Annotated in this window: 13 protein-coding genes; 5 read left to right on the plus strand and 8 right to left on the minus strand. The window is 62.0% G+C overall.

Annotated elements, in window-relative coordinates; all coding sequences use genetic code 11:
- Nucleotides 1-127 precede the first annotated feature (127 nt).
- Genes QM600_RS21990 through QM600_RS22005 form a run of 4 tightly spaced genes read right to left on the minus strand, consistent with a single transcriptional unit; the run spans nucleotide 128 to nucleotide 3,848 of the window.
- Nucleotides 128-736, minus strand: coding sequence for a class I SAM-dependent methyltransferase (locus QM600_RS21990; RefSeq protein ID WP_283263665.1), 609 nt, complete (start codon nucleotides 734-736; stop codon nucleotides 128-130).
- Between the two features lie 21 nt (nucleotides 737-757).
- Nucleotides 758-1,327, minus strand: a complete 570-nt coding sequence (locus tag QM600_RS21995; protein ID WP_283263666.1) for an FtsX-like permease family protein — start codon at nucleotides 1,325-1,327, stop codon at nucleotides 758-760.
- Nucleotides 1,324-3,234, minus strand: coding sequence for an ABC transporter permease (locus QM600_RS22000; RefSeq protein ID WP_283263667.1), 1,911 nt, complete (start codon nucleotides 3,232-3,234; stop codon nucleotides 1,324-1,326). The genes QM600_RS21995 and QM600_RS22000 overlap by 4 nt, the downstream gene beginning before the upstream one ends.
- Before the next feature lie 2 nt (nucleotides 3,235-3,236).
- On the minus strand, nucleotides 3,237-3,848 hold the full coding sequence (locus QM600_RS22005; protein ID WP_349307284.1) for an ABC transporter ATP-binding protein: 612 nt from the start codon (nucleotides 3,846-3,848) through the stop codon (nucleotides 3,237-3,239).
- 338 nt (nucleotides 3,849-4,186) lie between these two features.
- On the opposite strand from QM600_RS22005, the gene QM600_RS22010 reads away from it, so the two are divergent.
- From QM600_RS22010 to QM600_RS22025, 4 genes are all read left to right on the plus strand, one after another.
- Nucleotides 4,187-5,413, plus strand: coding sequence for a sensor histidine kinase (locus tag QM600_RS22010; protein ID WP_283263668.1), 1,227 nt, complete (start codon nucleotides 4,187-4,189; stop codon nucleotides 5,411-5,413).
- A complete protein-coding gene (locus tag QM600_RS22015; RefSeq protein ID WP_283263669.1) occupies nucleotides 5,401-6,063 on the plus strand; it encodes a response regulator transcription factor in 663 nt (220 codons plus the stop codon). The genes QM600_RS22010 and QM600_RS22015 overlap by 13 nt, the downstream gene beginning before the upstream one ends.
- 140 nt (nucleotides 6,064-6,203) lie before the next feature.
- Nucleotides 6,204-7,232, plus strand: coding sequence for a beta-ketoacyl-ACP synthase III (locus QM600_RS22020; protein ID WP_283263670.1), 1,029 nt, complete (start codon nucleotides 6,204-6,206; stop codon nucleotides 7,230-7,232).
- Nucleotides 7,233-7,680: 448 nt separating this feature from the next.
- Nucleotides 7,681-8,052, plus strand: a complete 372-nt coding sequence (locus QM600_RS22025; protein ID WP_283263671.1) for a hypothetical protein — start codon at nucleotides 7,681-7,683, stop codon at nucleotides 8,050-8,052.
- Here the strand turns inward: QM600_RS22025 and QM600_RS22030 are convergent.
- From QM600_RS22030 to QM600_RS22040, 3 genes are all read right to left on the minus strand, one after another.
- A complete protein-coding gene (locus QM600_RS22030; RefSeq protein ID WP_283263672.1) occupies nucleotides 8,038-9,192 on the minus strand; it encodes an alkaline phosphatase family protein in 1,155 nt (384 codons plus the stop codon). The two genes, QM600_RS22025 and QM600_RS22030, sit on opposite strands and share 15 nt — an antisense overlap.
- 118 nt (nucleotides 9,193-9,310) lie before the next feature.
- On the minus strand, nucleotides 9,311-10,084 hold the full coding sequence (locus QM600_RS22035; RefSeq protein ID WP_283263673.1) for a VOC family protein: 774 nt from the start codon (nucleotides 10,082-10,084) through the stop codon (nucleotides 9,311-9,313).
- Between the two features lie 95 nt (nucleotides 10,085-10,179).
- Nucleotides 10,180-11,325 (minus strand): M20 family metallopeptidase, encoded by a 1,146-nt coding sequence (locus tag QM600_RS22040; protein ID WP_283263674.1) that lies wholly within the window; start codon nucleotides 11,323-11,325, stop codon nucleotides 10,180-10,182.
- 70 nt (nucleotides 11,326-11,395) lie between these two features.
- On the opposite strand from QM600_RS22040, the gene QM600_RS22045 reads away from it, so the two are divergent.
- The gene (locus QM600_RS22045; RefSeq protein WP_283263675.1) at nucleotides 11,396-12,406 is read left to right on the plus strand and encodes an Lrp/AsnC family transcriptional regulator; all 1,011 of its coding nucleotides are present in this window, start codon (nucleotides 11,396-11,398) and stop codon (nucleotides 12,404-12,406) included.
- On the opposite strand, the gene QM600_RS22050 is transcribed toward QM600_RS22045, so the two are convergent.
- Nucleotides 12,396-13,340, minus strand: coding sequence for an alpha/beta fold hydrolase (locus tag QM600_RS22050; RefSeq protein WP_283263676.1), 945 nt, complete (start codon nucleotides 13,338-13,340; stop codon nucleotides 12,396-12,398). The two genes, QM600_RS22045 and QM600_RS22050, sit on opposite strands and share 11 nt — an antisense overlap.
- Between the last annotated feature and the right edge of the window lie 77 nt (nucleotides 13,341-13,417).

A 13,417-nucleotide genomic window follows, 5' to 3' on the forward strand; every position in this document is an offset into this window, starting at 1 on the left:
CGAACGTTGCTCTTGTAATGGCCCATGTCTTCTGCTTCTCCCAGTGAGGTGGTGCGGTCCAGCACTCCTAGTACCGCCCGAAGTTTATTACTCGTCGGTAACTTAATACATGTTACTAGCCGTTCTTTCAACTGCCAACATCTAATTTTCGGCCGATGACAAGAGCGTCGATCGCGATTCCCGTTTCGGTGTGTCTGTGAGGATTTCCGGCTATCTCGAACTTGAGTCTCGGGCCGAATTTCTTCATCAAATCCTCTGGGGTGTAAAGGATTTCAGGATCTTCGGGACCGCCGACGCCGTAGTCGACGTTGCTTCGGTCGTGACCCAAAATCATGAGGATTCCATCAGGTTTCAGAGAATTTATGGCACGGTTCACAACCGAAATGAGCTCCGGAGCGGTGAGATGGAGGTAGAGAACGAGTGCGAGGTCGTATCCGGAGCCGTATTCGACGGTTCTGACGTCACCGCATCGGTAGTCGAGTCGCTCGACTACCGAGCGTGGTGATCGGGTCGCGATCGCCCGTGCTTTCTCGATCGCGACGGGAGAGAAGTCGATGCCCGTCACCTCCCATCCACGCGTCGCCAGCCACAACGCGTTGCGTCCCTCACCGCATGCCAGGTCCAGAGCCTGCCCGTGGGGGAGGGCCGTCGCGTATTCCACCAGAAGTTCGTTGGGAGGAACGCCCCAGACGAGTTCCGTTTGTTCGTATTTCTTGTCCCAGGCGGCGGCGTCCATAAGAAGGAACGCTAGTGCCACTCAGTTGTCGCGCACTCCGTCCATCGGGTTCTTTCGAAGTCCGGCCCGTGTCGGAATGGTGATCGAGATAAATCCGAGGGCAGCGGTGACAGCAATGATCGATCCGTAGATCAGCGGCGAGACGGTCGGCACGGGCACGCCGGAGACAGCCATGGCGATACCCATCAGCGGCGGTAGTGCGATCAGTGTTCCGACCACTACGGCGATACCGACCACCATGACGGATTCGATGCCCATCATCGTGCGGACTTGCTTTGTCCGTGCACCCACGAGTTGAAGGAGCGCAAATTCTCGCGAGCGTTCGGCCGTGGCCGCTACCAAGGTGTTGACGACGGCGACTGCCAGGTATCCGAGAAGGATGAGCACCGTGAGGATACTGACCCAGGACTGCGTACGGCGCTCATCGGCGCCGGCGGCTCCGAACTGATCCTGGTTCATGGCCGATACAGAAGCGACGGAGCGCAGAGATTGCTGCACTTCGGCAGACCGGCCCGGTTCGGTGCTCACGAGAACTGTGTCGATCAGTGCATCGGTGGAATGCTCGCGCATGGTGTCGATGGGCAGGGTCACGTCACCGAATCCGAGACCGCGGCCGTATTTGCGACGACCAACGGATGTATCAGTGTGCCGTCGCCGAGATGGAGGTCGATTCGTCGACCGACCTTCGCGCCGAGCGTGAAGGCTCCGTCGGCGCTGACGGCAACGGTGTCGCCGGTCAATGCTGTCAGATCACCTTCGGTGACGTCGAGATCGAGAGTGGAGGCGGTGAGTGCGGCGTCGATGCCTTGAGCGGAGATCGGTGTGACAGTGCTTTCTTCCCCAGCCGGTACGGGCAGTACCTGACTACGTACGACGGGATTCGCTGCCCATACCCCGGGAACAGCCGCAATAGTCTCGAGGAGTGCCGGAGCGATGCCGGCGGGGGCGCCGACGACCAGATCAGCGGTGACACCCTTGACCGACTGGCTTTCCGCCTCGGCGGCGACGGTGCTCTGGCTGAAGAACTGCACCGATCCCAATGCGATGGCCAGGACGAGCGGCACGATGGCAGCAGAGAGACGCCGGGACTGGGATTCAGCGTTTGCGGCAGCAAGAACTTTCGGCGCGGATCGGCTGCGCCGCAAAGGCCCGCCGAGGGTGCGAATTATGTTGCGCACCAACCGAGGCCCGAGCAGTGCGACCGAGAAGATGAGTAGCAGTGCGCTGCTGCCGGCGCCGGCAGCAGCTATTTCGCTCGGCAGAAATGCCGGAATGATGGACATGGCCAGGCCGGTGACACCCAGCGAGACGCCCGTAATGATTCGGCCGCGGCTCAATGCGGCTGGGCCGTTCTCGGATTCGCGGAGTGCCTCGATGGGATCGAGCTTCGCGGGCCGGCGCGCGGCCATCGCTGCGGCACCCCGCGCAGTCAGGAGACAGATAACAAACGCGGCGAGAGCGGGAATTGGTCTGTACACCAAGGCGAAGTCGGTAGGTATAACGCCCGCGTCGGCGAACTGCACGCCCAGAACGCGGGCGAGCAGGAATCCGGGAACCAGCCCGAGGGTAGCTGCCACGGCTGCCACGAGGAGAACCTCGCGGCCGATCATCGTGTTAACCTGGCGCGGGGTGGCACCAATTGCCCTCAGCAGGGCAAACTCTCGTCGACGTGAGTTAATCGACAGCGACAACGTACTGGACACGACGAACATGCTGACCATCAACGCCAGGCCGGCAAAGGACGCGCAGAGCACGATCAACTGAATGCGCGCTGCTCCGGCGTCGAGGAATTCGACGCTGCCGCGTGCGGTCCCGGTAGATATCTCGGTATCGGTTCCGGAGAGTGCCTGCCGGGCAAGTGCCGCGGCATCTACGCCGTCAGCGGCGATCAATCCGACTGCGGTCACGGAGTTCTGGTGCGGCCACAACTGCTGTGCCCGCGGGTCGCTCAAGAATAGGGTGGCGGGTCGTTCGGGTGAAGGTTCAACGGCGGTATCGGCGATTCCGACAACTGTGTACGAGCTGTCTATTCCACCGTACGCCAATGTAATTCGCTCCCCGATGGTGCCGCCCGTAGTGGACACCACTTCGTCGAGATTGTGCGGTGCATGTCCTTCGGTGAGTGTGTACGGAGCCAGTTGCGCTGTGCTCCAAGGATGTGCATCCAGGACTGCGCCGGTCGAGGTACTCAGAGGCACTGAGAAATCGGGAACCGCAGTGACACCGCGCAGCGAACTCAGGCGCTCGGTAACGTCCGGGGTGAGAGTAACCCGTTCGGCAAATGGCTGATCAGCGTCTTCAACGATCGCCAATGATTGCGGCGCACTCACGACGGCGTCGGCACCGGCGTAGAGGTGCGGGGCCACTCCGCCTCGGACCCCCGATTCCAACAGGACCCCCAATGAACAGGTGAGTAGGGCAGCGCAGAACACGGAGATGAACACCGCGACAAAGCCGGATCGGTGCGCTTTCAGATGAGCAATTGTGTGCGCCTTCATGTTCACCAGTCCCCGAGGTGTGTCATGCGGTCGGCAACCTGCGCTGGTGTGGGGCGATCCAGATGCCCGACCAGTTCTCCGTCGGCGAGGAACAGCACCCGATCCGCGTACGACGCAGCGACAGGGTCGTGGGTGACCATGACAACGGTCTGATCGAACTCGGCGGAGGTGCACCGGAGCAGTTCCAAAACCTGCTTGGCGCTGCGGGAGTCGAGGGCGCCGGTTGGTTCGTCGGCAAAGAGTGCGTCGGGTCGGGTGATGAGGGCGCGGGCAATGGCCACGCGTTGTTGTTGTCCACCAGAGAGTTCGGAGGGTGTGCGTTTCCGATGAGACCCCAAGCCGACGGCCTCGAGCACAAAGGTCAGGTAGGGGTCGTCGGCGCGGTGACCGGCAAGCAGCAAGGGGAGTGTCACGTTCTGTTCGACGGTGAGCGCGCCGAGCAGGTTGTACGCCTGAAATACGAATCCGATGTGATCGCGCCGGAAAATGCTGCGGGCCTTCGACTTCAGTCGCGAGATGTCGGTATCGCCCAGGTGGACGGATCCGCTGCTCGGCTGGTCGAGGCCAGCCGCGCAGTGCAGGAAGGTGCTCTTGCCGGATCCGGAGGGGCCCATCACTGCGGTGAAGGAAGGTGCTCTTGCCGGATCCGGAGGGGCCCATCACTGCGGTGAAGGTGCTGCGCGGCAGAGTGAGGCTGACGTTGTCGAGGGCAGTGACGGCACCGCCGCGGCTGGGCTCGTGGCCGTTTGCACCGCGGCCGCTGCCGTAGACCTTGGTGACGTTTTCGAGTCGCACGGCGGCCCGATCCACTGGAGGAGTGAGTACCGAGTGTTCATTCTTCATGGAATGAACGCTATGGATCGCCGGCGCCGGGCAACATCCAGCAGACTCCCGAACCAAAGGTGTACCTAGCTGTAGTGGATCGGGGCGTCGGGTACGGCATGCTGGGACGGTGAAGCAGAGATTGCGGGCCGCGCGCTACGTATTCGTCGAGGGCTGCGCAGCCGTGGTGTCACTGGCTTTCGTGATTGCGGGACTGCTGTTGATCTCCCTGTCGATCCTGGTGGTGGGATGGGCGCTGGTGCCGGCGTATGTGAGAACCCTTCGGTGGTGGGCGGGTCTGGCTCGTCGTCGTGCTGCCGAATACGCGGATCACCCTGTTCCTCAGCGGTATCCGCCGTTGCCTGACAAACCGACGCTGGGCGACCTGCGTCGGCTGCTCACAGATCAGTCGATGCGACGTGACTGCGCCTGGGTGGCGATCCATTCGTTCGTGGCACTCGTGGCAGGGATCCTGACGTTCGCGTTGCCACTCGGGGCTCTCAATGCCTTTGTGGTTCCGTTCTATTGGCAGGCAATGCCCGACGGAGAGCCGGTGAGCAATCTATACCCCGTGACATCGTGGTGGGGCGCGGCGGGCATGCCGCTTGTCGGCTTGATGTATCTACTGCTGGCATGGTGGTTGATTCCGGCGATGGCGCGGTGGCTCAGCGCGCTGGCATCGACTCTGCTTGCGCCGGATGCACGTTCGGACCTTTCGAGGCGGGTCACCGCACTCACCGCGAGTCGTGCTGCAGCGTTGGACGCGCACTCGGCAGAACTCAAGCGCATCGAGCGGGACCTGCACGACGGTGCACAGAATCGCCTGGTTGCTGTGGTGATGATGCTGGGGATGGCGGAGCGCGCACTGCAGAACAATCCGGATCAGGCACTCCCACAATTGCGTCGGGCGCAGGACGCCGCCACAGAAGCACTGAGTGAACTGCGGACCTTGGTCCACGACATCTATCCGCCGATTCTGGACGAGCTCGGACTGGAGGGCGCGGTATCGGCGTTGGCCGGGCGTTCCGTCGTGCCCTGCGTACTCGACGTCGAGAAACTGCGCCGCGCGCCCGCAGCAGTGGAAGCTGCGGCCTACTTCGTCGTTGCCGAGGTGCTGACCAACGTCGCGAAACACAGCGGCGCCACCACTGTCACCGTTCGAGTGTGGACGGAATCCGAGCCTGAGACCATGGTGATCGAAGTTCTCGACAACGGCCGCGGTGGAGCCACCTCGCGCCCGGGCGGTGGTATCGCCGGCATCCGGCGTCGAACCTCGGCGTTCGAGGGAACTGTAGTGCTGGACAGTCCAGCCGCTGGGCCGACAACTATGAAGGTGGAACTCCCGTGCGGATTCTGATTGCCGAGGACGACGCGCTGCTGCGTGAGGGGCTGGCGTTATTGCTTGGTAGCGAAGGTTTCGAGGTTGTCGCGGTCTCTGATGCTGACGAATTCCTCGCGAGATTCGAGGAAGTAGCACCGCACGTGGCGGTTCTCGATGTACGGATGCCGCCTACGTTCACCAACGAGGGACTCAAGGCGGCGATAGAGGTCCGCAAAATACGCCCTGGCTTCCCCGTCCTGGTGCTTTCGGCGTATGTGGAGGATCGCTACGCGGGTGAACTCCTGGCCGGCGGCGCGGGCGGCGTCGGGTACCTCCTCAAGGAGCGAGTCGGCAAGGTCGCCGAATTCATCGACGCGTTGAACCGCGTGATCGACGGCGGGACGGTCATGGATCCCGAAGTGGTGTCTCAACTGATGAGCCGTCGGCGCGCCGATGATCCGATTCGGACACTGACTCCGCGCGAGTCGGAGGTGTTGGGATTGATGGCGGAAGGCTTGGGTAATCAGGAAATCTCACAAAAACTCGTAGTCAGTGACACTGCTGTGAGCAAACACATAGGAAATATCTTCGCGAAACTCGGCCTGTCGGCATCCGATGCCGGGCATCGTCGTGTTCTCGCAGTTCTAGCTTATTTGCGGGGCATGAGACTGCATCTGGACGAATGACCTAACCGGAGCGTAATGTGAGCCAGCCTCATGTTGTTGTCGTAACCAAACGGTGACCTGAGGGGCGAGGACCTACGTCCGCTACGTAACGTGTGATGTCGGATACGAGTCATCACCAGAAACAACGAGGAGATCGATCAATGGGTAAGTCGATTGCCAGCGTGGCCGGAGGTCGGCAGTCCGTCCTTCTCGGGCTCGGCGTTCACCGCCCCGAGCGGGTTGTGACCAACGACGAGATCTGCGAGACGATCGACTCCACTGACGAGTGGATTCAGTCGCGTACGGGCATCAAGTCGCGTCGCTTCGCCGGTGAAGGCGAAAGCGTTGTCGAGATGTCTATTAACGCAGCACGTGGTGCACTGGCTGCCAGTGGCATCTCGCCCGAACAGGTCGGCGCTGTCATCATCGCCACCTCGACGTACGAACTGCAGACGCCGCAGGCCGCGTCCGTGATCGCCCATGAACTCGGTATGAAGGGCCCGGCCGCATTCGACCTGGCTGCTGGTTGTGCCGGCTTCAGCACTGCCCTCGGCGTCGCCAACGATCTTATTCGCGGTGGAACGGCGGACTACGCACTTGTTGTCGGTGTCGACCGCATGAGTGACACCACGGAGCCCACCGACCGCAGCGTGCGTTTCATCTTCGGTGACGGCGCCGGCGCTGTCATCGTCGGTGTCAGTGACACCGTCGGTGTCGGTCCCGTCGAGTGGGGTTCGGACGGAAGTCAGTCCGACGCCATCAAGCAGGAGCCGAGTTGGCTCGACTTCGTCGCCAACCCCGAGGGCGACCGTCCGTGGATCAAGATGGCTGGTACATCCGTATTCCGTTGGGCTGCCTTCGAAATGGGCAAGGTTGCCACTCGCACGCTCGAGAAGTCCGGTCTGGCCATCGAAGACATCGACGCTTTTGTGCCGCACCAAGCCAACCAGCGCATCAACGACGTCATCGCTCGCAGCATGAAGCTGCCCGAGGGTTTTCCGATCTCCGACGACATCGTCGAGACGGGCAACACGTCCGCTGCGTCCGTTCCACTGGCCATGGAGCAGATGCTCCGTGACGGCCAGGCCAAGCCCGGAGACAAGGCCTTGCTGTTGGGCTTCGGCGCAGGTCTGTCCTTTGCCGGCCAGGTTGTCATCCTGCCGCCCCTGGGAACAGCTCCCGCAATCTGATCTTTCTCGATACGAGGGCCTGCGAACTTTCACGTTCGCGGGCCCTCGCTCGTTTCTGTGGCACTCTGGCGAGATTGTCGAGTCTTCGGAACGACGGCGCGGCTCGGATCGGCGGGCAGGTCGCGCCGGCCAGTACGGTTAGCCGGATCACCGGCTTTGCGCGTTCTATTGCCCTGACCGCTGTACTAGGTGTGGAGCTGGTCAGCGATGCCTACAACGCTGCCAACAGTTTCCCGAACATAGGTCTATCAACTTCTGCTCGGCGGGATCCTGGCAAGCGTCTTGTTGCCGTATCTGGCGAGGCAGCGCACACGTGGCCGCGTGCTCGAACTGGAACAGACGCAGCGAGTGCTCACCGCCGGTGCGATCATGTCGGCACTTGTCACCGTAGCCGCGGTAGCACTCGCTCCACTGATCGTGATGCCTTTCATCGATGATCCTGGCCAACGTGAACTTGATTGTTCTGGCCACTGCCACGATGCGTGGCGAATCGGTGATCCTGGCTTTGCGTGTCGCTGGTTCGGTGTCATACACGAGCGGCGCAGTTCTCGGCCATATATTGCTGCGGAAACGATACGGACTCTTGGGTTTCCATCAGGTGGGTGAAACGTTCGGGAGAATTGCAGCAGCGGCTGCGCTCGCCGGTGGTTGTGCGTTGGCTGCGGTGTTGGTGGTCCAGGGTCGCGTCGAAGAACCGAGAGTGGCTGCTGCTGTTGCACTGAGCGCCGGCCTGACGGTGGGTACCGCGATACTGCTGACGGCGTGCAAGGTGGTGGGCGTGCCCGAGATCAGGCATGCCCGCACACTACTGCGGCTGTGACGAGAGAAGTGGAACCATCAGTTCGTCCAACGTGAGTGCGCCGTGCTGGCCAGGCAGGCCGGACAAACCCGATTCCACGGTTCGACGAACCACCGCGATGTCGTCGGTGGCGATGGCGATCACGTCGCCGATCCGCCCCTGGTAGGCGGAATGCACTGAGGGGCCGAACAATCCGGCCACAATGCCCTCCGCTCTGGTGCCGATCCACATCCGGTCGCCGAGTTCGGCGCGCCACCGCTCAGCCACCTCGGGTGCGGCGCCTTCGCGGGTGTGGATATGCCGGCACCGCGGTTCGCCGGCGAGAGCCAGGACGTCCTCGGACAGAATCGCCGAGTCGTCGTAGTCGATCTTGTTGGCATCGGCGATCTCGACCATCCCGTGGTCGGCGGTCACGATCAGCGTCACATCCGGCCCGAGTGCGGTGGCGAGCTGTTCCACCAGACGATCGACCAGGGCGAGTTGATGAAGCCACGGCTCGGATTCGGGTCCGTACACATGCCCGAGGGCGTCGATCTCACTGACATAGCAGTACGTGAATGTGCGCTCGGCAGATTTCGACGCTGCAACCGTGTAAGCGAGGAGATCGCCGTACGCCTGGATGCCGGCAAAATTAGCTCCGCGCATACCGGCGCGGGTGAGTCCGCTGCCGTCGAACTTGGACGGGACAACCGTGGTCGCCGTGATACCGGCCGCCTGCGCCCGATCGAAAGTGGTGGGCTGAGGTTGGAGGATCTCGGGGACTATCGAATCGGCGTACGAATCCTTCTTGCCGCTGGGGTGCCAGCCGAGCCAGTTGAACACCGAATCGGCTTCTTCGACGTACGACTGATAGCCGGTTATTCCGTGTGCGCCTGACGGTAGGCCAGTCCCCAAGGACACGATGCTGGTGGCCGTTGTGGTGGGAAAACCGGCGCGAATGGGGGAGCCGACCAATGAGTTCAGATACGGAGCATGCTCTACGTTGCGTGTGAGCAGGTTCGCCCCCATGCCGTCTACCAGCAGGATCACTGTTCGCTTGCTGGGTGGCAGGTTCAGTCGATTGGCTTCGCCGGTTACCCCCAGCGACGCGAGAACTGACGGCGCAAGGGTCGACAGAGTCGGCTGCGAGTACACATCGAGGAGAGGTGCGGGGGCGGGCATCCCATGAGATTAGGCGGTGGAAGGCCGAAACTGCACACCTTCTGGGCGAGCGTTCAGCTGATGTGAGCCGACGGACAGCACCTGAGCAGCAGTTCAGACGCTGTCCGTCGGCGAATATTCACCCCATGATTGTCGATATCTGGAAGGTCGCTCCCAAGGGATCTGCGACCGATGCCAGACGGCCGAACGGTGTGTCCTCAGGAGCCCGCAGGACGCTGCCACCGAACTCGACGATCTTGGCGACGGTGTCATCGGTGTCATCTGCCCCGAAATACACCTGCCAGTACGACGGCACCTCGGCCGGCAGGAATGAACTGGCGTCCATGACCCCGGCAACGACGGTCTCGCCCAGCTTGGCCTGCGAGTAGCGGAACTCGTCGGTGTCGCCCATCGTCTGGAACTCCCAGCCGAACACGTCCGAGTAGAACGGCAACACGGCGCCGTAGTTCTTGGACAGGGTCTCGTGCCACACCGGTACATCGGCTTCACCGACCAGCCCGAATCCCTGATGCTGATCTGCCTGCCAGATGCCGATGACAGCGCCGGCGGGATCGCCGACGATTGCCATGCTGCCCTGCGGGCCGACCTGCATCGACGGCATCATGATTATGCCGCCGGCCGCTTCGGCTTTGGCTGCGGATGCAGCCGCATCGCGGGCGGAGATGTACGTGGTCCAGACGTTGCCGTAGGGATTTCCTTCTTGCTGCGGACCGAGGCCGGCGATGGGCTGTCCGTCCTTGCTGAAGATGGCGTACCCGCCGTACTGCGGATCGTCATTGGTGTCGGTCTGCCATCCGAACACGTTGGTGTAGAAGTTCTTGGCGACTTCGGTGTCGGAGCTGGTGAGGTCGATCCAACAGGGTGCTCCGTCGAGCGGGGTGCGTGCGGGCATCTGAAACTCTCCTCCTGCAGATGTACCTGGTCAGTGCCTCGGGGGCTGATGGCACGGCTCCAACCTACGCGTGACCGCCGACACATTCTCTGCTGTCAGGGACGGTTCAGCAGGCGGGCGCGGAGATCGGAATCGCTCGCACAGTCGATGGCAGTCCAGGCCATTCCCAAAGCGCCGTCCAGGACGGCTTTGTCTCCGGTCTCGGAACGGCAGTAGGGAGTGAACTCGGCTTGGTGATTGCCGGCGCCGTTGCATTCGATCCCGATGATGGGATGGATGGTCGGGATCCGATGCGAGACGTTGCCCATGTCGGTGGAGCCTGCTGCGGGACCGTCGTATTCGAAGAACGTGCGACCGAGCGCCTCGACATTCTCCTGGTACAGAACGCTCAATTGCGCGTCCCAACGCGATTCTGCGTACGCGGGTGACGGAGACGTCATCGCGATGTCACAACCCGTGGCAATTGCACCGGCGGTGAAACACTGCTCCACCTTGGGCTGGGCAGCGACAACACCGTCGAGGGTTTCGGCTCGAACCGCATACTCTCCGTGCGAACTGCCGGGAATAACATTCGGCGCGATTCCGGCGTTGCTGACGTAGCCGTGTACCTGAACGTCCTTCGGAAGGTGCTGCCGCAGTAGGCCGATGCTTACCTGTGCGACGGTGAAGGCGTCGGCCGCGTTGACGGCTCCTACGGCCATCGATGCGTGAGAGGAGACGCCGGTGTACTGGACGTCGAGGTGTGAGATGGCAAGCATGTTGGGTGATCGCAGATCGCCGACACCGGGATGAACCATCATGGCGCAGTGCAGTGAATCGAAGATGCCCTCGTCGAGCATGAGTACCTTTCCGCCGCCACCTTCTTCCGCGGGAGTGCCGAAGACGGCCACGGTGATGCCCAATTCGTCGGCCAGTGGGGCGAGTAGGAGTCCCGCCGTCACTGCTGCCGACGCAATGATGTTGTGGCCGCAGGCATGCCCGATGTCGGGCAACGCGTCGTACTCGGCAAACAGTCCGATCACCAGTTCACCGGTGCCGAAGGTAGCGCTGAGTGCAGTCGGCAGGCCGGCGACACCACGCTCGACGCTGAATCCTGCGCCTTCGAGCATGTCGGCGACAGCGGCCGACGCATTGTGCTCGGCAAACGCCAGTTCTGGATCCTCGTGGATCTGGTGGCTCAGCGCGAGGGCGGCGTCGGAAATGGTGTCGAGATGCTTGGCAGCGCGTTCTTTCGTGGTCATTCTTCGAGGGTGCGTTCTCAATGAGATCAGCGACGCACAATGCAGTATTGATGCCGTAATTTATGGATCTATGCAGGAATCGACACACCTCGACGAGATTGATCTGCGAATCGTCCACGCCATGCAGGTCCAACCGCGTGCCTCGTGGGCGTTGATCGGCAGCGTCGTCGGGGTTGATCCGGTTACTGCCGCGCGTCGATGGAAAACGTTGACCGACTCCGGCGCAGCGTGGATTGCTGCGTATCCGGCCGCCGACGCAGCATCAGTGCTGGCTTTCCTCGATATCCGGTGTGAACCTCGGGAGAGGGCAAACATCGTCGCGCATCTGTCGGCGCAGGCGCACGTGATGAGCCTGAACATTCACTCCGGAGGCTCCTCCGTAATGGCCGAGGCGCTGTTTGCCGGCCTCGACGCGTTGGCTCGGTATGTGCTCGACGAACTCCATGTGCTCGATGGTGTGATCGACATAGGGGTACATCCTGTCACCAGGGTATTCACCGAGGGAAGTCGTTGGCGACTGGGAACGCTCGAACCGGCGGGTGTTCGGACGTTGCGTGAATCCGGGGTGGTACCACCTCCGTTGGGCCGCCGGAATCCGCTGGATTCGAATACTGCTGCCGTGATCGACGTCCTCGGCCGTGCGCCGCGCATCTCGATCACGGAATTGGCACACGAACTCGGAATCAGTGTCACAGCAGCACGTCGACGGCTCGGTAGGGCTCTCTCTCATCACACCTTGTTGCGTTGCGAGCTCGCAAGATTCGCAACTGGAAGGCCGATTCGGGTGCTGTTCTTCGCGCAGAGTCCGGTGCGGGACGTCGACAATGCGGCACGAATCTTGCGGGCACTGCCGGAGATTCGTCTTGTGGCCACAGTGGCCGGCCCGGAAAACCTGTTCTTCTCGGGTTGGTTCCGATCGCTGTCCGATATCGCGGTGCTCGAATCAGAGGTGTCCGCGCGGGCGCCGACGATGCGCGTCGTCGATCGACGCATTGTATTGGATACACCGAAATTGATGGGGCACTTGCTTGATCGGGAAGGACGTTCGGTAGCTGTGACTCCGGTGCGCGTCAGGTCTTGATCAGATCCGTGTGCGAAAGCCAGGCCAATGCATGCCGGTTGAACTCGTCCGGCATCTCGAGTTGAGGGGTGTGCCCGGTATCGCCGAGAATGATTGTGGTCCAATCTGGATGGGCTGCGGCGGCTGAGTGTGCTGCTGCAACGGATACCAGGCGGTCGCGCTCTCCGTGCATCAGGAGCGTGGGAACTGTGATGTTGCGCAGCGCTTTTCGATACTCGCGAGGGCGCGCCAGGGTGGTGAGCAAAGACCGTGCGGCTTGCAGGAACTCCAAATCCTGACCGGGAAAGTTACGCCGGATCGCCGACAGTTCGGCGCCTGCGGCCAGGACATCGGCATCGGCGCGGGTGGGATCGGAGAAGCAGAGGTTGGTCATCTGTTCGGACAGTTGCTGATCCGTCATCGCGCGTCGGCCTAGACCCAGTGCCTGTTCGCCGAGGTAGGGCAGCGAGTAGACGAGGAACTGTGCGGCCACTACCGGATCGGGGATTCGAATCGGTAGAGGCAGTGCGGGGTCGACCAACACCAGTCCGGCTACCGAATCGGGCCGCGCGTGCGTGGCGAGCGCCGACACCATCCCGCCCATCGAATTACCGAACAGAATCACCGGTCTGTCCACAACCGTGTCGATAAACGCGTTCAGCAGTGCGGTATTTGCGGGAATGCCTGTTTGGCGGCCATTGGCCTGAGTAAGCCCGAAACCTGCCAGATCCAGGGCGTAGACGCGTGTGTGCTCCGCGAGCAGTGGCGCTACCCGCACCCAATTCAGATGTGAACCACCGAGGCCGTGGACCAGCACGATCGGTGTCGCATCTGCAGGTCCGCCGAAATCGACCCAGTGAACGTCTCCGTCGAGATCAGCGATATTGCTGGTTCCACCCCAAGGCGCGCTGAGTGAGCTACCGACTGATTCGAGAAGGGCACGAGGAGATTCCATCCCTCAAGGATGCACGGAATCGCACTGATCGGTGAGCCTGATGTGCCCTCGATCACGTGGAAGGTTCGGGAGTGGGG

Source organism: Rhodococcus sp. IEGM 1379, assembly GCF_030056815.1.
Lineage (GTDB): Bacteria > Actinomycetota > Actinomycetes > Mycobacteriales > Mycobacteriaceae > Rhodococcus_F.

Bases quoted from the DNA above. Each gene is read 5' to 3' on its own strand.
- QM600_RS21990 (WP_283263665.1), bottom strand. From the start codon at position 736: ATGGACGCCGCCGCCTGGGACAAGAAATACGAACAAACGGAACTCGTC.
- QM600_RS22000 (WP_283263667.1), bottom strand. From the start codon at position 3,234: ATGAAGGCGCACACAATTGCTCATCTGAAAGCGCACCGATCCGGCTTT.
- QM600_RS22005 (WP_349307284.1), bottom strand. From the start codon at position 3,848: ATGGGCCCCTCCGGATCCGGCAAGAGCACCTTCCTGCACTGCGCGGCT.
- QM600_RS22020 (WP_283263670.1), top strand. From the start codon at position 6,204: ATGGGTAAGTCGATTGCCAGCGTGGCCGGAGGTCGGCAGTCCGTCCTT.
- QM600_RS22030 (WP_283263672.1), bottom strand. From the start codon at position 9,192: ATGCCCGCCCCCGCACCTCTCCTCGATGTGTACTCGCAGCCGACTCTG.
- QM600_RS22035 (WP_283263673.1), bottom strand. From the start codon at position 10,084: ATGCCCGCACGCACCCCGCTCGACGGAGCACCCTGTTGGATCGACCTC.
- QM600_RS22040 (WP_283263674.1), bottom strand. From the start codon at position 11,325: ATGACCACGAAAGAACGCGCTGCCAAGCATCTCGACACCATTTCCGAC.
- QM600_RS22045 (WP_283263675.1), top strand. From the start codon at position 11,396: ATGCAGGAATCGACACACCTCGACGAGATTGATCTGCGAATCGTCCAC.
- QM600_RS22050 (WP_283263676.1), bottom strand. From the start codon at position 13,340: ATGGAATCTCCTCGTGCCCTTCTCGAATCAGTCGGTAGCTCACTCAGC.